21 protein-coding genes and 2 pseudogenes are annotated in these 21794 nt (G+C 56.3%); 8 read left to right on the plus strand and 15 right to left on the minus strand.

All coding sequences use genetic code 11. The features are described 5' to 3' along the window. Positions 1-57: 57 nt before the first annotated feature. Together ABLU96_RS09885 and ABLU96_RS09890 are read right to left on the minus strand one after the other, a co-directional pair. Positions 58-753 carry an MgtC family protein gene (locus tag ABLU96_RS09885; protein ID WP_064374954.1) on the minus strand — a complete coding sequence of 232 codons (696 nt, stop codon included), beginning with the start codon at positions 751-753 and terminating at the stop codon, positions 58-60. 412 nt (positions 754-1165) lie between these two features. Continuing rightward, positions 1166-1678 (minus strand): anti-virulence regulator CigR family protein, encoded by a 513-nt coding sequence (locus ABLU96_RS09890; protein WP_048263050.1) that lies wholly within the window; start codon positions 1676-1678, stop codon positions 1166-1168. 287 nt (positions 1679-1965) lie between these two features. Here ABLU96_RS09890 and ABLU96_RS09895 point away from each other — a divergent pair, with 287 nt between their 5' ends. Both ABLU96_RS09895 and ABLU96_RS09900 read left to right on the plus strand, forming a co-directional pair. Further along, positions 1966-3375 carry an MFS transporter gene (locus tag ABLU96_RS09895; protein ID WP_025108275.1) on the plus strand — a complete coding sequence of 470 codons (1410 nt, stop codon included), beginning with the start codon at positions 1966-1968 and terminating at the stop codon, positions 3373-3375. A 5-nt stretch (positions 3376-3380) separates the two neighbouring features. Beyond that, positions 3381-3587: pseudogene (locus ABLU96_RS09900) on the plus strand (LysR substrate-binding domain-containing protein); the annotation flags it as partial. Here ABLU96_RS09900 and ABLU96_RS09905 read toward each other — a convergent pair. After that, entirely contained in the window at positions 3584-4489 is a 906-nt protein-coding gene (locus ABLU96_RS09905) for a LysR family transcriptional regulator (RefSeq protein WP_014229305.1), read from the minus strand. The pseudogene ABLU96_RS09900 and the gene ABLU96_RS09905 overlap by 4 nt on opposite strands. 156 nt (positions 4490-4645) lie before the next feature. Between ABLU96_RS09905 and ABLU96_RS09910 the strand changes: the two genes are divergently transcribed. Continuing rightward, positions 4646-5446: an AraC family transcriptional regulator gene (locus ABLU96_RS09910; RefSeq protein WP_049104247.1), complete on the plus strand. Its 801-nt coding sequence runs from the start codon at positions 4646-4648 to the stop codon at positions 5444-5446. A gap of 85 nt (positions 5447-5531) precedes the next feature. Further along, positions 5532-6149: a LysE family translocator gene (locus ABLU96_RS09915; RefSeq protein WP_014229303.1), complete on the plus strand. Its 618-nt coding sequence runs from the start codon at positions 5532-5534 to the stop codon at positions 6147-6149. Between the two features lie 44 nt (positions 6150-6193). Here ABLU96_RS09915 and ABLU96_RS09920 read toward each other — a convergent pair whose 3' ends face one another. The 7 genes from ABLU96_RS09920 to ABLU96_RS09950 form a co-directional block, all read right to left on the minus strand. Next, on the minus strand, positions 6194-8494 hold the full coding sequence (locus tag ABLU96_RS09920) for an FdhF/YdeP family oxidoreductase (protein WP_064404878.1): 2301 nt from the start codon (positions 8492-8494) through the stop codon (positions 6194-6196). Between the two features lie 193 nt (positions 8495-8687). Next, entirely contained in the window at positions 8688-9605 is a 918-nt protein-coding gene (locus ABLU96_RS09925) for a bestrophin family ion channel (protein ID WP_014229301.1), read from the minus strand. 203 nt (positions 9606-9808) lie between these two features. Beyond that, entirely contained in the window at positions 9809-10717 is a 909-nt protein-coding gene (locus ABLU96_RS09930) for a cation diffusion facilitator family transporter (protein WP_049104245.1), read from the minus strand. A gap of 199 nt (positions 10718-10916) precedes the next feature. Beyond that, positions 10917-11786, minus strand: coding sequence for an oxygenase MpaB family protein (locus ABLU96_RS09935; protein ID WP_025108268.1), 870 nt, complete (start codon positions 11784-11786; stop codon positions 10917-10919). Between the two features lie 114 nt (positions 11787-11900). Beyond that, the gene (locus ABLU96_RS09940) at positions 11901-12332 is read right to left on the minus strand and encodes an OsmC family protein (RefSeq protein WP_004138064.1); all 432 of its coding nucleotides are present in this window, start codon (positions 12330-12332) and stop codon (positions 11901-11903) included. Positions 12333-12412: 80 nt separating this feature from the next. Continuing rightward, positions 12413-12892, minus strand: coding sequence for a GNAT family N-acetyltransferase (locus ABLU96_RS09945; RefSeq protein ID WP_032695032.1), 480 nt, complete (start codon positions 12890-12892; stop codon positions 12413-12415). Further along, positions 12892-13794: a LysR family transcriptional regulator gene (locus tag ABLU96_RS09950; protein ID WP_025108266.1), complete on the minus strand. Its 903-nt coding sequence runs from the start codon at positions 13792-13794 to the stop codon at positions 12892-12894. The genes ABLU96_RS09945 and ABLU96_RS09950 overlap by 1 nt, the downstream gene beginning before the upstream one ends. 114 nt (positions 13795-13908) lie before the next feature. On the opposite strand from ABLU96_RS09950, the gene ABLU96_RS09955 reads away from it, so the two are divergent. The 4 genes from ABLU96_RS09955 to ABLU96_RS09970 all read left to right on the plus strand — a co-directional run bounded on the left by ABLU96_RS09955 (position 13909) and on the right by ABLU96_RS09970 (position 19053). Further along, complete coding sequence (locus ABLU96_RS09955; protein WP_048263040.1) at positions 13909-14760, plus strand: Vmh family MBL fold metallo-hydrolase; 852 nt, start codon at positions 13909-13911, stop codon at positions 14758-14760. A gap of 236 nt (positions 14761-14996) precedes the next feature. Continuing rightward, positions 14997-15137, plus strand: coding sequence for a stationary-phase-induced ribosome-associated protein (gene sra / locus ABLU96_RS09960; protein WP_004101955.1), 141 nt, complete (start codon positions 14997-14999; stop codon positions 15135-15137). Positions 15138-15321: 184 nt separating this feature from the next. Next, entirely contained in the window at positions 15322-17019 is a 1698-nt protein-coding gene (locus ABLU96_RS09965; protein ID WP_049083649.1) for an NAD-dependent malic enzyme, read from the plus strand. 321 nt (positions 17020-17340) lie between these two features. Then, on the plus strand, positions 17341-19053 hold the full coding sequence (locus tag ABLU96_RS09970) for an ABC-F family ATP-binding cassette domain-containing protein (RefSeq protein ID WP_025108264.1): 1713 nt from the start codon (positions 17341-17343) through the stop codon (positions 19051-19053). Between the two features lie 37 nt (positions 19054-19090). Here ABLU96_RS09970 and ABLU96_RS09975 read toward each other — a convergent pair. The 5 genes and pseudogenes from ABLU96_RS09975 to ABLU96_RS09995 form a co-directional block, all read right to left on the minus strand. Next, a pseudogene (locus ABLU96_RS09975) lies at positions 19091-19597 on the minus strand (GNAT family N-acetyltransferase); the annotation flags it as partial. Between the two features lie 77 nt (positions 19598-19674). Next, entirely contained in the window at positions 19675-20154 is a 480-nt protein-coding gene (gene tssD, locus ABLU96_RS09980) for a type VI secretion system tube protein TssD (RefSeq protein WP_042934095.1), read from the minus strand. Between the two features lie 54 nt (positions 20155-20208). Further along, a complete protein-coding gene (locus tag ABLU96_RS09985) occupies positions 20209-20397 on the minus strand; it encodes a hypothetical protein (RefSeq protein WP_042927132.1) in 189 nt (62 codons plus the stop codon). Between the two features lie 2 nt (positions 20398-20399). Continuing rightward, entirely contained in the window at positions 20400-21092 is a 693-nt protein-coding gene (locus tag ABLU96_RS09990) for a hypothetical protein (protein ID WP_048263036.1), read from the minus strand. A gap of 38 nt (positions 21093-21130) precedes the next feature. Next, positions 21131-21586, minus strand: coding sequence for a recombinase family protein (locus ABLU96_RS09995; RefSeq protein ID WP_048263035.1), 456 nt, complete (start codon positions 21584-21586; stop codon positions 21131-21133). Positions 21587-21794: the final 208 nt, after the last annotated feature.

Consider the following 21794-nt stretch of genomic DNA (forward strand, 5'->3'; position numbering starts at 1 on the left):
GAATATCCATCATTCCCTCCTTAGATAAATCATTGCCAGAGTAGAATATCAGGGAGGCTAACTCCCCTCGACGCACCAGCGCACTGACGTAATGTTTTCGTCACCGCCAATTCTTGACATAATAAGATCTCGCGCTTTGCGGGAGTCGGTATTACCAACCAGTTCGATGCGGATTTCTTTATGTCCTTGTTCTTTTGCTGCTATCGACACCAGCCCCTGCAAGCTGAGCGTCATATCTTTACTGATATTAAGCAATAGCTGACGAATCGCGTTTTCATGTTCGCTATGACAGATAATATTCAGGACGTAGCATTTTTCTTCTTCTGTCGCGCCGGGGATCTGATTAATTCTCTGCGCCGCTTCGCGCAGTAGAATATTGGCGCACAGGATGATCAGCGTTGCCGCCGCCGCTTGCCAGAACTGGCCTAAGCCACACAGTACGCCAATCGCCGCAGAGCACCACAGGGTTGCCGCGGTATTCAGGCCGCGCACGTTCATGCCTTCCCGCATGATGACCCCGGCGCCGAGAAAACCAATTCCGGAAACCACCTGCGCGGCAATACGTCCCGGACTATCCGGCGATGTGGAGATAGAGCTCAGAATAAAAACCGCCGCGCCGGTGGCGACCAGCGCATTGGTGCGCAGGCCAGCCATCCGCTGACGCCACTGTCTTTCGGCGCCAATCAGCGCGCCCAACAGCATCGCGGCGAGTAAATTTGCGATATAAGGAAACATCAACATAGCTTCCTCCATTTTTGCTGGAAGAATTAACTACGTGCTTTATTAAGCACACGACAAATTGTCGCCAGAGAGGCGATTAACGTCGCGTTGACGGTGGAGGAAATAATGTATTTTTAAACATGAACATGACGATTATCCTCGCAGCCATGCTGCGTTATTTTTTATGGGATGCAATCGTCTGGATGAGGAGATTGCTGCCCGCCGGTTGGCAAGCAGCGCAGAAAAAATAGCGTCAGCTTGCCTTGATGTTTAAGTAAGGGTGACTGTCCAACATATTTCTCCTGTGTGAATTTGTGCTCATTATAGTCATTCAATTATTTGAGTAAAGTTAAAATCTCGCTTTAGTGACGATTTGTTTAGAATGACCTTAATGCGCTAAGCCTGCCCGTCAGGATTAACCCCGGCGCGAACCGGGGTTAATTCACTAGTCAAAGACGCCATTAATTATCGACGTCACGATCGCCGTACTCAGCGCGATCAGCACTAAATCCTGGCCCACCACGCGCCATTCATAGCCAGGATAGTAAGGCAGTTCGTTGAGCATCGATGCCGGAACCGCTTTTTTTGCAATCCCCGGAGGTAAGGGTTTACCGCGAGCCAGATTTTTGGCGATTCCCGGCGGCAGCGACTGATAGCCGGTTAAACCGTAGTTTACCGCCAGCGAACGCGCTCTGGAGAAGCTGATATCAGCGGAGACATGATCGGGTTTGCCGTAGTTTTTTCTCTGCCCCGGATTTCCTTCTTTATGACCCTGGTTGCCCTTATCAACGTTGTTTTTACCGCTATTGCCGTTGTTACCGTTATTGCCATGGTTACCGCTATTACCATGATTACCGCCGCCGTTGCCATTACCCGGGTTGGCGAAAACCGGCGTGGCCATCATTGACAGCGAAAGCGCCGCGGCCAGCGCTGCCTGTAGGACTTTCTTACTGGACATGATTTTTTCCTGAGTGGGAGTACTCGCTTTGAATGTAGGTGAATAACCTGAGCGCAACAATCTCTCGTTATCTTAAATTTATTTCAGGTCAAACTTGGCGGCCCGATGGTGAATTCCTTCACTCTGCGGCCGGGCCACAGGCGAAAACCAGCACACAACGCCAGCCAAACCACATTGGCATTATTTTATTCTGCAAATCTCTCTCCCCCGATGCGATTAAAAATTTAAAACCATTAACAATCAAATAACATTAGCAGGCAAACATTTTATCTGAGGAAAATAATAATATGTCTACCACCCAGGTTCTGGGCGACGCCGCGTTCGCCTCCCCAGGACATCCCCACTCCAGCCTGACCGCTCGCATCGATGCGCTCCCCGCCTCCGTTGGCCTGTGGTCTTTTATCACCCTCCTGGCGCTGGGCGGCTTCTTCGAGCTGTACGATCTTTTTCAGACCGGCTATATCAGCACCGGGCTGCTGGCAGAGGATATTTTCCATACCGGCGAGCAGGGTATCTTCGGTATCTCCGACCAGGCCGCCTTCGCGTCGTCCACCTTTATGGGGCTGTTTATTGGCGCCAGCCTGCTTGCGCCGCTGGCGGATAAGCTGGGCCGCCGCCTGACGTTTATGTTTGCCCTCGCCTGGTACGGCGTATTTTCGCTGATGATGGCCCTGCAAAGCAGCGCTGAAGGGGTTATCTTCTGCCGCTTTCTGGTCGGCGTCGGTCTCGGCATTGAGCTGGTGACCATCGACACCTATTTAAGCGAATGGGTGCCGACGCATCTGCGCAATAAAGCCTTCGCTTTCGCCTTCTTTATTCAGTTTTTATCGGTTCCCGCCGTGGCGCTGATGTCGTGGCTGCTGGTGCCGATTACCCTTTTCGGCCTGACCGGCTGGCGCTGGGTGATCATCTTCGGCGCGCTCTGTTCGCTGATTATCTGGGTTATCCGCAAGAAGCTGCCGGAGTCGGCGCGCTGGCTGGATGAAAAAGGCCGCCACGAGGAAGCCCATAAGGTGATGTGCGAAATGGAACAGCGCTGCGGCGTTTCTCCCTCGCCACGCCACCAGGTTGAGAGGCAGGATAACCCGCGCAGGCTGGGAAGCTTTAAAGCGATCTGGGCGCCGCAGTACCGCAAACGTACGATCATGCTGATGGTAATGAACTTCTTCCAGGCCATCGGCTTCTTTGGCTTCGGCAACTGGCTACCGGCCCTGCTTTCCGGCCAGGGGGCGAGCATCACCCACAGCCTGCTGTATGCGTTCTTTATTACCCTCGCCTATCCGATTGGCTGTCTGTTCTGCACCCGCTTCGTTCATCGTTTTGAAAACAAATGGCAAATTGTGCTTTCCGCGCTGATGACGGTGGTGTTTGGCACCCTGTTTGCCCTGCAGAACAGCCCGGTGCTGCTGGTGATCTGTGGGTTTATGATCACCTGGTCAAACGCCTGGCTGACCATTAGCTATCACGCCTACCAGGCCGAAGTTTTCCCGACCCACATTCGCGCGCGGGCGGTCGGCTTCTGCTACTCCTTTAGCCGGCTGTCGACGGCGATCACCAGCATTTTGATCGGCATTATTTTGCAATACGCCGGTACCCCTGGCGTGATTAGCTTTATCGTCGCCAGTATGCTGATGGTGATGCTGTCGGTGGGCATCTTTGGTCCGAAAACCCGCGGGATCAGCCTGGAGAATATTTGACGGTAGCCGCCGCCGGGTTAGCCGGCGTTGGCTTCGCTATTCTGGGGGAGAAACCCTGCCGCCCGTTTATCGATCGCGGTGAACTCCAGGAAGTCGCGCTGGAGCTGCCGCCGGCGCCGTTACAGCTCTCCGCCCTCTATCGGGAGCGCCACTTTATGCCCGCCAGAACGCGCGTCTGGCTTGAATTTATCCAGTCGCAGATGGCCAGCTAAGCGCCGTCAGCCGACTGGCGTTCGCTAAAAATCACCTGCGCATCGGCGAAGCATTTTTCCGCCAGCGACGACACCGGCTCTTTGTTGCGCATGATCAGCGCCAGCATCGAGTCGACCTCCGTCTCGGGGATCGGCCTGATTTCCAGATTATCGCTTAGCGCTTCGAGGCCGTTGTTCAGCGGCATAATCGCACAGCAGATCCCGGCCTGCACCGCCTGGATGATCTGAAACGTAGAGTCGCTTTCAAAAACGTATTTTGGCGCCAGCCCCTTGGCCTTAAAGCTCATCTCAATCGATTCACGGTAGTACATACCCTTGGTCAGAAAGCCCAGCGGCAGCGCGGCCAGGGTATCCCACTCAGGCGTCGCGTCGGCAAACTGATAATGACGCCTATCGTGCAGCAGCCCCATGCGGGTATTCGGCAGCCAGACCACGTTGAACAGTTGGCTATCGACGTGGTGCAGATAGCAGATCCCCAGATCCAGCTGGTTGCGGCTAACGCCGTCGATAATCTGTTCCGAGGTCATGGACAGCAGACTGAACTGCAGCTCCGGGTATTTATCCGCCAGCGGCTTGATCAGCTGCATCGGATTCAGGCTGGCTAAAGGCACCATCCCGACTCTTAGCTGGCCGACCATCTGCCCGCGACAGATAGCCGCCTCCGCCTCCAGCCCGTCGTGCGCCGCCAGCAGCGCTCGCGCCCAGGCCAGAATACGCTCGCCCTCTGGGGTAAACCCTTCAAACCGCTGCCCGCGCTGAATCAGCGTCAGATTAAGTTCTTCTTCAAGATTGCGGATACGCATCGATAGCGTGGGCTGGGTGATATGGCAGGCCGCCGCGGCCTGGCCGAAATGTCGTGTTCTGTCGAGCGCAATCAGGTACTTAAGCTGTTTAATATCCATTATCATCCACTGTTTGCGCAATCTGCTGGCAGCGCAGCAGGCAAAATGTTAGCTAAATGTTATGTTCTGCGTTGATGAAATTCAAGCGCCGGTCGACCGTTGCTCGTCCCGCGTGCCTGAGGCTACACTCATGCTATGCCCCGGCAGGAGAAACCGTTGAAAACTCGCCTTCATCACGTTCAGCAGCACCGGCTCACCATGCCGGGACTGGAAGCCATGTCGTTAGTCACGGAACAGAGTTTTCCGCGCCATTCCCACGACCAGTTCGGCATCGGGATTTTCACTCAGGGCGCGCAGCGTTCGTGGAGCCATCTGGGCAAAATTGAGGCCGCCGCCGGAAATATCATTATGGTTAATCCGGGGGAGATGCACGACGGTATCCCGCTGAATGGCCCGCGCAGCTGGCAGATGATCTATCTCGATCCCGAGCGGGTTGCCGCTGAATTTCAGGGGGCGATAAAGGCCGAAGATATTCTCCTGCGCCCGGTGGTCGAGGACCCGCAGCTGCGCGGACTGATGCTGCGGCTGTTTAGCGAGATTGTCGCCAGCGCCCCCGAGGATACCGCCGTAGAAGAGGCGCTACTGCTCTGCCTGATGCGGGTGAGCCGATACCATCTCTGCGCACGGCGGCCTGATAAAAGCGGTACCCCCTCCATCGCGCTGGCAAGGCAATATCTCGATGATGCCCCCGAAGAGAAAATCTCTCTCGAGGAGCTTGCTACCCTCTGCGGTCTCAGCCGCTTTCAGCTGATCCGCGGCTTCGCTCGCGAAACCGGCATCACGCCGCACGCTTATCTGGTACAGGCCCGCCTGCGCCTGGCGCGCCGCCTGCTCGCCGAAGGTCACTCCCCCGCCGATACCGCCTTCATGGCCGGCTTTGCCGATCAAAGCCATCTGACCCGCGCGTTTCAAAGGCAGTTCGCCATGACCCCAGGCAGCTATCAGGCGAGCCGCTAGCCGACGCTGTGCAATTTTGTTCAATACCGGCGCGCGGCTTTGCGAAATACTCAGGGCCTCGATTCTCTGCAACAGGAATGACATCATGGCGTTCATCACCCCTGAGTTTCTTTTGACTTCGCTGATTGTGGTCATCGCCCCCGGCACCGGGACGCTTTACACCATTGCCACCGGCCTGGCGGCGGGCAGAGGCATGAGTTTTGCCGCGGCCTTCGGCTGCACGCTGGGCATTATTCCGCATATGCTGGCGGCGATAACCGGGCTGGCGGCTATCCTCCACAGTACCCCCGGCGCCTTCGAGCTGGTGAAGTACGCCGGCGTCGCCTGGCTGCTGTACCTCGCATGGGCCACCCTGACCCAGCGCGGCAGCCTGAACGTGGAGGGCGTCGAGCAACGCAACCCGCGCCAGGTCATCAGCCACGCGATTCTGATTAATTTGCTTAACCCTAAGCTGCCGCTCTTCTTTCTCGCCTTTCTGCCGCAGTTTATCCAGCGCGGCTCGGCTTCGCCGATCGGGGAAATGCTGATCCTGAGCGCCGTTTTTATGCTGATGACGCTGCTGGTTTTTATGCTCTATGGCGCCTTTTCGGCGGCGATGCGCGGATACGTGCTGTCGCGTCCGCGGGTGTTACAGGGGCTGAGAGCCTGCTTTGCCGCCGGTTTTGTCGGGCTGGGGATTAAGCTGATTCTGGCGCAGAGGTAGCGATTTTGCCCACGACGCGACGATCGCCGCGGGCAAACGGCGCTTTAGCGAAGCCCCGCCAGCGCGCGGATCTCTTTCGAGCGCAGCGTTAAACGGACGGGCGCCGATTTATACGACGGCGTGCCGCTCTCTTTATCGAGATAATCCAGAGGGACCAGCACGTTGGCTTCGGGGTAATAAGCGGCAACGGTGCCCGGCGCGATGCTGTAGGCGACCAGCGTGATATCTTCCAACCGCTGATGGTGGCCCGGCAGCGCGGAGCTGATATCCACCCGATCGCCGTGTTCGAATCCCTGCTCAGCCATATCCTGCTCGTTCATAAACAACACGTCGCGACGGCCAAACACGCCGCGGTAGCGGTCGTCCATGGCGTAAATGGTGGTGTTGTACTGATCGTGGCTGCGCAGCGTCACCAGGCGCATCACGTCATGCCCTGCTACCTGCTGGTTTTCGTGCACCCCGTGAAAAACGGAAAACATCGCTTTGCCGGTCGGCGTCGGCCAGATACGCTCCGTCGGCGGCAGCGGCATGCGAAAACCGCCGGGATGGCGAATACGCTGGTTGTACTGGTCAAAGCCGGGAATGGTCTGCTCGATCAGATCGCGAATGCGATCGTAGTCGGCGACCAGCGACAGCCAGTCAACCTTGCTTTCCGGCAGCGTCGCCATGGCCATCGCCGCGACAATCGCCGGCTCCGATCGCAGCTCTGGCGAACCGGGTTTCAGCTTGCCCGACGACGCGTGCACCATCGACATCGAATCTTCCACGGTGATTGACTGGCGTCCCGTCTCCTGAATATCGAGTTCGGTTCGGCCAAGGCACGGCAGGATAAAGGTCTCATTGGCCACCAGAAGATGCGAGCGATTCAGCTTGGTGCCAATATGCACGCTCAGATCCAGCCCCCGCATCGCCGGAAAAGCCCGTTCGCTATCCGGCATAGCCACCGCGAAGTTCCCGCCAAGGCAGAGCAGCGCTTTCGATTCGCCGTCGATCATCGCCTGTAGCGCTTTTACCGCATCGTGACCATGTTCCTGCGGCGGCGTAAAACCAAACACCCGCTGCAGGTTGGCGAGAAACGGGGGGCTCGGCTTTTCAGTGATGCCGACGGTACGGTTGCCCTGTACGTTGGAGTGTCCGCGCAGCGGGCAGATCCCGGCCCCCGGCTTGCCGATATTCCCGCGCATCAGCAGCAGGTCGGCTATCAGGCGTACATTAGAGGTGCCCTTATTGTGCTGGGTGATGCCCATACCGTAGGTGATAATCGTGGCGTTAGATTTAGCGTAAGCCGCCGCTACCCGTTCAAGATCGCCGCGCGTCAGGCCGGACTCGCGTTCAATATCCGGCCACGGCGTCGCGTCCACATCCTGCGCAAAGTCGGTAAAGCCCAGCGTATGCTCATCGATAAACGCCCGATCCAGCACCTCGCCCTGCTCTGCTTCCAGCCGGAGCAGCGCCTTCGCGATACCCTTAAGCGCCGCCGCGTCGCCGCCCGCTTTGACCTGGAAATAGGTCGACGCGATGTTGGTTGAGCCGTAGGTCGCCATCTCAATGACGTTCTGCGGATCGGCGAAACGCTCCAGCGCCCGCTCTTTTAGCGGGTTGAAGACGATAATCGGCACCCCCCGGCGCGCCAGTTCGTGCAGCGTACCCATCATGCGCGGATGGTTGGTTCCGGGATTGTGGCCGATAGAGATAACCAGCTCGGTCTTATCAAAGTCATCGAGGGAGACCGTCCCTTTACCGATGCCGATGGACTGCGGCAGGCCGACGCTGGTCGACTCGTGGCACATATTGGAGCAGTCCGGAAAGTTGTTGGTGCCATATTCGCGGGCAAACAGCTGGAACAGGAAGGCCACTTCGTTAGAGGCGCGCCCGGAGGTATAAAACTCGACTTCATTGGGCTGCAGCGTACGGAGAATGGCGCCGATGCGGGTAAACGCCGCGTCCCATGAGACCGGACGCAGGGTATCGCTGGCCTTATCGTAGGCCAGGGGCTGGGTTAAGCGCCCGTAGCCTTCCAGCTCAAAATCGCTGCGCGCCAGCAGCGACGTCACGGTGTTAGCCGCGAGAAACTCAGCCGTGACCCGTTTACTGGTGGCTTCCCAGGTCACCGCTTTGGCGCCGTTTTCGCAGAACTGAAACGTCGATTTATGCTCTTTGTCGGGCCAGGCGCAGCCGGGACAATCAAAGCCATCCGGCTGATTGGTCCGCAGCAGCGTGGCGGGGGCATCGAGCGCATCCATTTGCGTACGAACGGCGATAGCGGTGGCTTTTAAGGCACCCCAGCCGCCCGCCGGACCATCATAGGGATGGACGCCGGGAACGACGCGTCTTCTGTTACTCATGTTCACTCCTGATGCGCTTTCGGCGGCGTATGGCAGGTGAAACGCCGCACGATCTCTTATCACCCGTTACCAGCCAGGATAACGGGCGTTTTTTGTTAACGAAAGCATAACAATCAGGGCGGTGACTGTATAATCAATGTTATCTATCACGCGTTAGATTTAACTTATTTAACGAATAATAAACATACAAAAATCAGGTCAGATTGTAGTGGCGATCCGGCGCCAGTTTCTCCGGTAATGGATGCTGGCCGGTCATATCCAGCAGGTTGCGCTCAATGGTGTTACACATCGCGTTCAGAGGCAAATCGTTGGCTGCGGTACCGAACGGGTCCTCCAGCTCTTCCGCCAGCGAATCCCACGACAGAAAGGTGTAGGAGATAAACACCGACACGAACGGCGTCATATAGTGAAGATCGCCGACCAGCGCAAACGGCAGCAGCGTACAGAACAGATACACGGTGCGCTGCAAAATGAGCGTGTAGGCAAAGGGCACCGGGGTGCTGGCGAGGCGCTCACAGCCGCCCAGGGCGTGCCCCAGCTCATCAAGCTTATTGTCCATCAGGCTGAAGGTGACATCGCCGATCTTCCCTTCTGCGCGCAGGCGCCCAAGCTCATCGCCTGCCAGCAGCAGAATGCGGTTGGTTGGCATCGAACTGGCGAGAATTTCCGCCACGCTTTGCGCCGGCAGCAGACGCGCTAAATCGGCGCTCGGATCCGTCTTGCGCAGCTGATGCTTCAGGCTCCAGCTAAACGCCACCAGGTAGCTCACCAGGCGTTGATGGGCTGCGCTTTCGGCCGGCAGGATATTCTTCAGCTGGCGCACCAGCGTTCTCTGGGCAATCAGCACCGTTCCCCACAAATTGCGCGCTTCAACAAAGCGGTTGTATCCGGCACTATTGCGAAAGCCAAGAAAAATGGCAATGGCGATCCCCAGCAGGCTAAACGGCGCGACGGTAAGATGGATACCCAGCTGTTCGTACCATTGATAGCTGATGATCGCGATAATCGACATCATCAGGTTAAGCAGCAGGCGAAAGACGATTTTTGACAGCACGGAGCCGTGCCAGTCAAACAAGCGAAGGAACCAGTGTTGTTCTGGCCGGATAATCATTGTTTTACTTCCTGAAGTTTCGAACGAATAATAGATACTTTCTATTATGCGATTGCCTTTTTATATTGTTTAAAAACACGACACGGCGTCAGCCGGCTATTTATCAGCGATGAAAGAATAGCCGCTGGATTATGGTCCTTTTTTATTTCACAGGCAATATTATCCGCAGGCTGACAAAGCCCTCAAGCGTTCAGGGGAATAACCTAAGCGATAATCGCGTCGCTATCCGCGCGGCAAGGGTCAATATGAATCATCATATGCAGCACGTTTTGGCTGTTTAGCACCCGCGCGCGGGCCAACAGCGCAATATCGTGCCCTTCCGCCACCGATAAATCTCCCGGCACCTCGATATGTACATCGACCAGGATCCCATCGCCGGCGCGTCGGGTTTTCAGGTCATGCAGCGCCACGACGCCGGGCGTTGCCAGAATAGTGGTGATTATCTGCTGCTCGCTGTCGCTATCCACTGACCGATCCATCAAGTCATGGAGGGCGTCATACGAAAAGGTATAGCCCATGCGGGTGACCAGCGCGCCGACGGCCAGCGCGGCCACCGGATCGAACCAGGCGAAGCCGGCCAGGTTACCGATGATGCCGACCGCGACCACCACCGACGACGCGGCATCCGAGCGGGCGTGCCAGGCGTTGGCAATCAGCATGGACGACTGAATTTGTTTAGCCGCCCTGAGCATATAGCGGAATAACATCTCTTTGGCGGTCAGCGCGGCGAGCGCCACCCACAGAGCGGTAATATGCACGCTCGGGATAGACGCCGGATGCAGCAGTTTGCCGCAGGCGGACCACAGCATACCCGCGCCAACCAGTAACAGCAGCGCGCCAATCACCAGTGAAGCGCCGTTTTCATAGCGCCGGTGTCCGTAGTGATGATCGCTATCCGAGGGTTTGCCGCTTTTTTTATTGGCCAACAGCACGACGAAATCAGCGACTAAATCGGAAAGAGAATGAATACCATCGGCAATTAATCCCTGCGAACCGGAAAAAACGCCCGCCAGAACCTGGGCGCTGGATAAAAAAAGATTGACCACCACGCTGACCAGCGTCGTTTTACGCGCAACCTGGGCGCGCTGACCATCGTCAGTCATTTTCGCCATGATGACTCCCCCGTAAAAAAAGAAATAACGTACGCGATTTGGCTTAATTTTTCCTGAATAATCCGCCGCCGTTAAGAGAATATTTACTTATTTTTATTGCTGTCAAATATATAAATGAGAATAGTTTGTTTTTAAAAAATATAGCCATAACAATAATAGCCATGGCTATATTTTTGGCGTAAAAACGCAGCCTGAATAATTAAAACTGATTCATCCGGCGCATTGCGCAATGATACGCGCCGTTACGCACCGACGCGCGCAGTACGCGGGCGACGCCGTGTACCGCAATTCGTGCGCTGTGCCGCTGCAGCGCACTCATCGGCAAATTGAGCATCGCCTGCGCCCACGGCGGCAGAAGGTCAATCCCGGCGCGCATCATCATTCGCCCGACGGGCTGACTCAGGCGCCCCGGCAGGCGGGTCGATAGCAGGACGTCGGCAACTTCCTGCGTTCGCTCATCGCAGCGCAGCGTTGGGCGCATATCCTGCAGGTAGTCGGCAACCTGACGCGGCGTTACCGGGATATCCCGAGCGCCAAGGCGGCGGGCAATTTCGGCGGCCTCCTGATAATACTGCTCCTGGCGGGCAGCGCTGACCACGGTCCGCTTGTAGCGCAGGTGCGAGGCCATAAAGCTGCTGCATTCGGCGACATGAACCCAGGTGAGCAGCGCCGGGTCGCTGGCCTGATAGGGCGTGCCGTCTTTATCCTTGCCGCTCACCCGCAGGTGGATCCCCTGCACTTTTGCGATCAGCCGTTCGGCGTCGGCGGTGGTACCAAAGGTGGTGGCGGAAATAAACTGGCTGGTACGGCGCAGGCGGCCAAAGATATCTTCGCGGAAATTTGAGTGATCCCAGACGCCCGCCAGTGCCAGAGGATGCAGCATCTGTAACAGCAGCGCGCTGACGCCGCCGCAGAGCATGGAGGTAAAATCGCCATGAACCTGCCAGATGGCCGACTGCGGACCAAATAGCCCCGGTTCGCCTTTGGGGTGTTCAAAATCGATCTCTTTTAGCGCCATGCCGGTTAAGCCCAGAACCTGAGCTTCAATCATTCCGCGTATGCTGGTCATTACCCACCTGCTCTGATCCGTGAGCGAGAAAGATAGCATTTATTAACGACGGGGGCATTTGCCAACGATGGCTTTTAGGGCAGGAGCGCCCGCCGATAGCGGGCGCCAGTGAGCTTATGGATTGAGCTGGTAGTCGAGGCTTATCTCCGCGTTCAGCACCTGCGACACCGGGCAACCGGCTTTGGCTTTTTGAATGATGCCGTCAAACGCATCGGCCTCAATGCCTGGCAGCACAATTTTACTCTGCAGCGCGATTTGGGTGATGGCGAAGCCGCCGCCGGACTTATCCAGCGTCACCACCGCCACGGTATCAATGGAGGTGGCGGTGTAGCCCTCTTCGCTCAGCATCAGCGAGAGCGCCATGGAGAAACAGGCGGCATGGGCGGCCCCGATAAGCTCTTCCGGGTTGGTGCCCTTGACGCCTTCGAAACGGGTGTTAAAACCATAAGGCTGCTGGTTCAGCGCGCCGCTCTCGGTCGAGACGGTTCCTTTTCCGCTTTTCAGATCCCCTTCCCAATGCGCCTGACCTTTCTTATGGATTGCCATAATATCGCTCCTTTTTTGATATGAAAGGGTTAAGTATAGAACCCCCTAAGGCATTTGGGCGGCGCGCGGCGTTTTTCAGATCAATCCGTCGGGATATTTTTACTCATATTAACGCCGGTAACGCGGAAACCCGCGGCGTCGTAGAGATGGCGCGCGCGCTGATTATCCCCGGCGACGCGCAGTTTAATTTGGCCGATCCCCTGGCTTTTCAGCGCATGCTCAAAAGCCGCCATCGCTTGTTTACCCAGGCCCTGTCCCTGAAACGCCGGATAAATATAAAAATCGCAGATAAAGGCGGAGCGCATTTCTTCGTCAGGCTTGTACCAGAGATAGCCGACCCGCTTTTCCGCGCCGTCACTGTCATCGAATAAGCAGCATAAAACCTGGCCGCGAGTATTGACGCCGTCGGGCAGATCCGCGGCGATTTCGCGCTGTGCCTGGGCTAACGCGGCCGCCGGCGAGAGCGCGTAATTGGCGGAGATTTCCGCCGCGTAGTCGGGGATAAAGTAGTCGAGATACGCCGGGTACTCCGTAGCGCGCATTGGGCGAAGCACTATCATTAAAGGGTTCCTTTTATATCGTGAGTTTGCGCCAGTTTCTGCTGAATCTCACCGAGAAACAGCGGCAGCGCGCTTGGCTGATAGTCCCGTGAAAGGTAAATACCATATACGCTTAGCGCTTTTGGCCGCCAGGCCGGTAAAACCTGTTTCAGCGCCCCGCTGTTGAGCGCCCGCTGCGCCTCCAGCTCCGGCAGCATCGCGATGCCGCAGCCGGCGACCGCCGCCTCCATCAGCAGCGAGGAGATCCCGGCGCTAAGGTTGCCGGAAACCGCCACCGCCACGTTTTCGCCGCTGGCGTCGCTAAACTGCCAGGTCTGGCTGGCAAAATGGCTGTAATGCAGGCAGTTGTGACGAGTGAGATCTTCCGGCGTTTGCAGCGGACCGTTCTGCTGAAGCCAGCGCGGCGACGCGCACAGCACCGAACGACACACGCCAAGGCGGCGGGCGATAGCCCCGGGCTCCGGATTGTCGGTGATCCGAATCGCCACGTCGATCCGTTCGCCGATCAGGCTGACCGGGTGATTATTGATATCCAGCTCAAGGCGCAGCTGCGGATAACGGGCGAGAAAATCGGGTAGCAGCGGCGAAATCAGCTGCATCGCCGTAAAGTGAGCGCAGGCGACGCGCAGCGTCCCGCTGGGGATCGCACGCTCGCTTTGCCCGGCGATCTCATCCGACAGCTGCGTCAGGGTGCGCGTTTTTTGCAGCACCTTTTCCCCCGCAGCCGTGAGCGTCAGTTTGCGGGTTGAGCGATGGACCAGCCGGGTTCCCGCCCACTGCTCCATCTGTTCCAGATAGCGGCTGACCATCGGACGCGACATCCCCAGCGCGCGGGCGGCGGCGCTTAAGCTCCCCAGTTCACAAATGCGCATATACACCTGCGCGGCAATAACCCGATCCATAACTGATTTCCATCTGCACGTTTTATGAAACTCAGCATCTCTTTTTTCAGGAATTTTCGCAAATCATGAAATCCGTACAATAGCGCCTATTCACCTGACCAAGAGAAAACGAATATGAAATTATCTGCCCTTGCTATCGCGACCACGCTGTTCAGCACGTCAGTTCTGGCCGCGCCCCTAACGCTGCAAACCTACAACCCGCAGGAGAACGGCATCTTCGCGGTTAACTCCACCCTCGCCTCCGGCCCGCATGAAGCGGTGCTGTTTGACGCTCAATTCAGCGTCAAAGATGGCGAGAAGCTGGTTGAAATGATTAAGAAAAGCGGTAAAAAACTGACCCGCATCGTGATTACCTCCGGCGATCCGGACTTCTATTTCGGCCTCGAGCCGCTGGTAAAGGCTTTCCCGGATGTCAACGTGGTGGCGACCGCGGAAGTGGTTAAACACATTAACGCAACCAAAGCGGCCAAACTGGCCTACTGGGGCCCGCAGATGAAGGACGGCGCGCCGAAGCAGGTTTACGTCCCGCAAGCGCTGACGGCAAACACCTTCACCATCGACGGCGAAAAGGTTGAGATCCGCCAGCCGCAAAATTATGCCGCCTATGTCTGGATCCCGGCGAATAAAACCATTCTTGGCGGGACCGGCGTGGCGTGGGGCATGCACGTCTGGACGGCGGATACCCAGAGCGTCGAAAGCCGCCAGCAGTGGATAAGTACGCTCGACGAGATGGCCGCGTTGCATCCGCAGCAGGTGATCCCCGGCCATTACCTGGGGACTCCGCCCGCAGGCGACCGCGCGATTACCTTTACCCGCGATTATCTAACCCAGTTCGAGCAGGCGCTCAACGCGCACAAAGACTCCGCCGGCGTTATCAAGGCGATGAAACAGCGCTGGCCGGGACTCGCGGAAGAGAGTTCGCTGGAACTGAGCGCCAAAGTGAATACCGGCGAAATGAAGTGGTAAGACTGGCTAACGTGCGGGCCTTTCTGCCGGATGGCGGGTGACCTCCTGCCCGGCCGACGAACCGGGGTCCGCTAAAAAGACTGTTCTTAATCTGCCGACTCAACGTTGCTAAACCCGGCAAAATGGGCCACGATGATTATCGCCGCGCTAAAAATGCGCGGCGTACTTAAGGGTTAAATTTCGTCCGACACCCGTCGGGCTTGTCCTTGAAACCGACACAGGATAAAGGAGTAAGAATGAAATCGAACCAACAGGCACGTCATCTTCTTGGTCTGAACTACAAGCTTTCTCAGCAGAAAAAAGTGCTGCTGGAAGGCGATGCGGAAACCACGGTTAACCATGTTCGCGCCACCGGCCGCAAGCGCCGCGGTGGCTAACTTTTCAGCTGAATGATGATAAAAACACCGTCCTCTCCCCGGGATGGTGTTTTTTTAAGACTATCGGCCTCATGTTTACCCTCCTTTGATGTCTTCTGCTTTATACTCTGCCCGCTGCCATTCCCTGCCAGCCCCCCGCCTGTCGCCGCGCCCGGGCTGAAGCGATTATCAAGGAGTTAGTGCGATGCAATTCACTCATAAGAAAAACCGCTCTCTATACATCCCTTACGCCGGCCCCGTGCTGCTTGAATTTCCGCTGCTCAACAAAGGCAGCGCCTTCAGCATGGAAGAGCGCAGCAGCTTCAACCTGCTGGGCCTGCTGCCGGAAGTGGTCGAAACCATCGAAGAACAGGCCGAACGCGCGTGGATCCAGTACCAGGGATTTAAAACCGAGATCGACAAGCACATCTACCTGCGCAATATCCAGGATACCAACGAAACGCTGTTCTACCGCCTGGTCGGCAACCACCTCGACGAAATGATGCCGGTTATCTACACCCCGACCGTCGGCGCCGCCTGTGAACGCTTCTCTGAGATCTATCGTCGCGCCCGCGGCGTGTTTATCTCTTATCAGAACCGCAATAACCTCGACGATATTCTGCAAAACGTACCGAACCACAACGTTAAGGTTATCGTGATGACCGACGGCGAACGTATTCTCGGCCTCGGTGACCAGGGTATCGGCGGGATGGGCATTCCTATCGGCAAACTGTCGCTGTATACCACCTGCGGCGGTATCAGCCCGGCCTACACGCTGCCGGTGGTGCTGGACGTCGGTACCAACAACCAGCAGCTGCTGGACGATCCGCTGTATATGGGCTGGCGCCACCCGCGCATCACCGACGACGAGTACTATCAGTTTGTCGACGACGTTATCCAGGCGATTAAAGCCCGCTGGCCGGACGTACTGCTGCAGTTCGAAGACTTCGCGCAGAAAAACGCCATGCCCCTGCTCAACCGCTATCGCCACGAAGTGTGCTCCTTTAACGATGATATCCAGGGCACCGCTTCGGTCACCGTCGGTACGCTGATCGCCGCCAGCCGCGGCGCGGGCAGCCAGCTGAGCGAGCAGAAAATTGTCTTCCTCGGCGCCGGCTCCGCGGGCTGCGGTATCGCAGAGCAGATCGTCGCGCAAATCCAGCGCGAAGGGTTAAGCGAAGAGGAAGCCCGTAAACGCGTCTTTATGGTTGACCGTTTCGGTCTGCTGACCGACGCCATGCCGAACCTGCTGCCGTTCCAGAGCAAACTGGTGCAAAAGCGTGAGCATCTGCAAACGTGGGACACCACGAATGATGTGCTGTCGCTGCTCGACGTGGTGCGCAACGTCAAACCGGATATCCTGATCGGCGTTTCCGGGCAGCCGGGGCTGTTCACCGAAGAGATTATCCGCGAGATGCACAAGCACTGCCCGCGGCCAATCGTGATGCCGCTCTCCAACCCGACCTCCCGGGTGGAAGCCACGCCGCAGAATATCCTCAGCTGGACCGACGGCGCGGCGCTGGTCGCCACCGGCAGCCCGTTTGCCCCGGTCACCCTCAAAGGCAAACAGTACGTTATCGCCCAGTGCAATAACTCCTATATCTTCCCGGGAATTGGCCTCGGCGTTATCGCTTCGGGCGCATCGCGCGTGACCGATGAGATGCTGATGGCCGCCAGCGAAACCCTGGCGAAACATTCGCCGCTGGTGAATAACGGTGAAGGCCCGGTTCTGCCGGAGCTGAAGGATATTCAGAGCGTTTCGCGCGCTATCGCGTTTGCGGTGGGTAAAATCGCCCAGGAACAGGGCGTGGCGGTGAAAACCTCCGCCGAAGCGTTGCTGCAGGCGATCGCCGATAACTTCTGGCAGCCGGAGTACCGGAACTACCGCCGCACGTCGATTTAACCGGTAGATGAGTCATACAGGGGGCCTGCTTTGCAGGCCTTTTTTTATTCTCATCTGGTCAAAACCGCTTTCTCCCTCTACACTGCCAGCACCCATCAACTCACTGAATAAAAAAGGAGGATCCCATGTCGTACTGTGAAATGTTTTTTTCACGTGCATTTGGCGATCGCACCTGCTCAAGCGTTATCGGTATCGTGCTGCGATAACTTCAGCTTGAGCGAAGAAACCATAGACTAACTCCCTTCCCTCGGGCTTACCGGGTTATCGTCAGCGATGTTTGACGAGGCATTCACATGCCTGTAACTCTTGAGTAAGTTCACAATGAGCACATTACTAACTGCACAATCTCTTCATGTTGATACGGCGTTTGGCCCGCTGTTCACAAACCTCTCCTTTACCCTGAAAAAAGGCGACCGTATTGGCCTGATTGGCTATAACGGCTGCGGAAAAAGTACCCTGCTACAGGTGCTGGACGGCACCATCGTGCCCAGTTCGGGCAGCGTGGCGCTGGCCAGTCACTGTCTGATGGCGCGTGTGGAACAGCATCTACCCGATGCGCTGTTAGCGCAGCCCCTGCTGCAGGTGGTACTGGCGAAACTTCCCGCCCCTGAGCGTGAGAGTCAGCGCTGGCAAGCGGAGAGGCTATTGGCAGAGATGGGCTTTACGCCAGATGAGGCCGCGCAGCGGGCGTCAACCCTGAGCGGCGGTCAGCATACCCGGCTACTGCTTGCCAGGGCGCTGATTCAGCAGCCGGATCTCCTGCTGCTGGATGAGCCGGGAAACCACCTCGACCTGCCGACCCTCCTGTGGCTGGAAAGCTTCCTGCAAACCTGGCAGGGGAGCTTCGTTCTGGTGTCGCATGATAATATCTTATTGGATGCTGTAACTAATTCCAGTTGGATCCTGCGCGACAGAACGCTGCACGCCTTCTCCCTGCCCTGCAGCGCCGCCCGCCGGGCGCTGGAAGAGCAGGACGCCAGCGATGCGCAGCGCCATAAAGCCGAGCAAAAGGAGATCGACCGGGTCGCCGCCAGCGCCAAACGGCTGGCTATCTGGGGTCGGACCTATGACAACGAAGATCTCTCCCGCAAAGCCAAGCAGATGGAGAAGCAGGTTCAACGCCTGAAGGAGAGCCAAACCGAGCTGACCATGGGCACCCCCTGGCGGCTGGCGCTCCACGGCGACATGCTGCGGGCTGACCGACTGCTGGAGATGGAACAGCTCCCCGTTCCCCCCGCGCCCGGTCTGCCGGCCCTGTTTACCGCGGGCCTGGCTCGCCTGAAAAGCGGCGATCGGGTGGCGGTGATGGGCCGTAACGGCGGCGGCAAGTCTTCGCTGCTGCGTCTGCTGTGGCGGCAAATGCAGCAGGAAACGGCGGAGAGCGGTTTGCGCCTGCATCCGCGGCTGAAGCCGGGTTATTACGACCAGACCCTGCATCAGCTGGCGGATGACGATACCCTTCTCGACGCGCTGGAGCCCTTTGAACCAGGCCCGGATGCGCGCAGGCGGGCGCTGATTTCCGCCGGATTCAGCTGGCCGCGTCACGGGCAAAAGGTCGCCACCTTAAGCGGCGGCGAGCGTTCGCGCCTGCTGTTCGTCGGCCTCTCTCTGGCGCGCTATAGCCTGCTGCTGCTGGATGAGCCTACCAACCATTTAGATATAGATGGCAAAACGGCGCTGGCGGCTACGCTGAGCGACTATCCCGGCGGCCTGCTGCTGGTGAGCCACGATCGCGAGCTCATTAACCGCAGCTGCAATCGCTTCTGGCTTATCGACGAGCGCGGGCTGAGCGAATGGCACAGCAGCGAAGAGGTGTATGAGATTTTGCGCACCGCCGTTCGTCGTCCGGCGACGCAGGCCGTGATGGTGAACAGTAGCGAACCGGAGGAGGACCAGGATGCGCTGCTGGAGCGGTTAGTCACGCTTGAGCAGCTGCTGGCCGACGATCTGGCGCGCAAGCCAAAACATCAAAAACCGCAGCTGCAGGCGCAGTGGCGTAAGGAGATAACAACGATTGCGACGTTATTAGGCTAACAGGCGCTCTCCCGGCGCGGCGATCCGCGCCGGGAGATTATTCCGCGCCGGCAGGCGAACTGGGTTTGACCCGACTAAACTGCTGCTCGGTCATCATCCGCCCCCACTGGTCCCCCTGCCACGCTTTATCCAGCGTAAAGCCGAAGGATTCATACAGCCTGCGGGCGGCGTTCAGCCCGCTGAAGGTCCACAGCCGCACCGCGGCGAAGTTCTGGCTATCGCAAAAGGCCATCGCTTCATTCAGCAGACGTCGGCCAACACCGCTTCCCCGGCAGCTATCGTCGAGGATAAACCAGCGCAGATGCGCTTCATTATTACCAAGATCCTCGCCGTCAATCGCCACCGATCCGACAATCTGCCCACCCTGAACGGCAAGCCAAACCCGGTTGCACGGTTTCTCAAGACGACCGGAAAACTCCGCCAGCCCGCTGGCCACTTTGCTCTCGAAAAAGTGACCAAATTCATAATGCTTCGCATAGTACTCGCCGTGCATCTGCGTAATGCGGCCAATCATTCCCGGACGATAGCCGGTAACGATATCAATCCTGGCGGTTAAGTCGATCATTTTATCTCCTCGTCAGAGCCAAGGGAGGCAATGGCCTCCCTTGGTACCCCTTGTCATCAGGCACAACAACGATCGTTCCATGAATCACGATAGACAATATTACCCTCCGTATACTTCCATGTAATTGCTTCATAACGCAATTCAAGCGTTTCAAGGTGAGTACTACTCATACCGTTAGGAGACAGGAATGGTGCGACCGTTGTGAATTTGACGTTTTCAAGAATGATATTGAAATACTCGGCCTCGATGCCCGATTCCAGAATGCGGTACATCTTAATTGTAGCCTTTTTCATGGTCCGGCCTTCACAGACCGCGCGGTACAGAAGTGGTGTTGTCTGATCAAATTCTTTCACTATCGTTATAGGGCGGTGAACGCGTGTACCTGTAAGTTTTCCCCAGCTCGGGTCAACCGGAATAGTGACACCGTGAGAGAATGATTTTAATTCGATTGAACCCAGGCGAAGTGGCATTAGGCAACTGCCAACAATCGGCGAACCATTTTCATCTTCGAGCCATAAATGTGCGGGTGTAGACATAGCATTTCCTTATAAATAAATTTCAAACAATGCTAAATTTTGATGTTTTGATGATTACCATTTCACGTATCGATAAAAAACAACGATCACAAAAATGCAGAATATGGGGACAGGCCATATTGGTCCATCAGGGAAAATTTGAAAAAGGACAATTGCAAATAAAAGTGTCAATAAGGCAGGACCGTACATCGATATCAATGACCTGAATATCCGTCTGAAAAACCTTTTAATAAGACTCATCATGATTATCGAATCATCCTGGTGATGATGTCTGCAATCTCACCATCCGATACCCATTGTGCATTAAACGCCTCAGCTCGTTCAAACAATGGCTCTATCAGGAAGTACATCATTTCCAGCTCTTGTGCATATAGCGCCGAGTAGTACGCTGGACAAGTAATATGAAGACGACGCGCACTATCTGCCGCTTTCTGCACAACGCCATATAAACCAATAACCCCAACAACACCTCCCGCTCTTCTCCCTGCCAGTGCACTGAGTTCAAGGCTTAAATTCATGCCTGCAGCGACAAATGATGCTGTTGCTAAAGCAAATCCTGTATTTGTGAGTGAACTTGCGGCAATATGAATATTTACTGCCATTAACAGTTGTTTGATGTGCTCTAGTTGATCGGACGTTTTGTATCGGAATACTTCTTCAAAGTAAATCCTAAGCATTTCATACACAACATCTCCATGTCTTATAATATGATAAACGCCTTTAGTAAATCGGATATCTTCGGACTTTTGTTTCTGGCATACGTCCTGATATTCATCAGTAAAGCAGGATGTATAATACAGCACACGCGTTGCGCCTGCACCGATCCTTTCAATCTGATTTGATACGTCTTTTCCTACATCCTTTAATGCGTGGTCGAGTTTTAACGCAAGAATTTTATTAGCCTGCAAATAACTTATAACTTCATTTCTGTAGTACATAGCCGCTCCTTGCTTATTTCATTAAATCCGGTTAACCATTATTTCCCACGAGAAAGCGTCCGATAGACCGTGGGGCGGGAGACGGAGAATAATTCAGCCAAGTACTCGCCGCTTCCGCGCATCATGCAAAGCTCTTTCTGCTGTTTATCTGACAGCTTCGGCTGCTTCCCCCGCAGTTTTCCTTTAGCCCGGGCGATGGCCATCTCTTCGCGCGTGCGAAGACGTATCAGGTCGCCTTCAAACTCGGCAAACGTCGCCAGCACATTAAAGAACATCTTACCCATCGGATCTGCAGGGTCGTAGAGGCTGTTGCCCAGCGCCAGCTTCACGCCACGGGCCTGAAGGGCATCAGCAATATCTCTTGCATCCGGAACTGAACGGGCCAGCCTGTCCAGTTTCGGTACGACCAGCGTGTCTCCCTGGCGAACTGCCGCCTGAGCCAGATCCTGGCGGTCAGTTGAACATCGGGCATAGCCAATGCGTATTTCTGTCATAAATATGTACGTATAAGGGCCGTGAAAGAGATTTATATCGTACCAGTGATATGAGACAACGTCAGCAGTGAGATTGACCTGGACTTATTACCCGTGAAAAAAGCAATTTCGAGCGCATCGTCGCCACGCTGGGGCTGAAGAAAAGGACGCAGGGTAACGGAAATTTCGGCGGTTCCGGCGTAGTCCCCCGTATTACCTCACTCTGCGG

Origin of the sequence: Klebsiella sp. CN_Kp106, assembly GCF_040064575.1 — a bacterium.
In the GTDB taxonomy this organism is placed as follows: Bacteria; Pseudomonadota; Gammaproteobacteria; order Enterobacterales; family Enterobacteriaceae; genus Klebsiella; species Klebsiella michiganensis.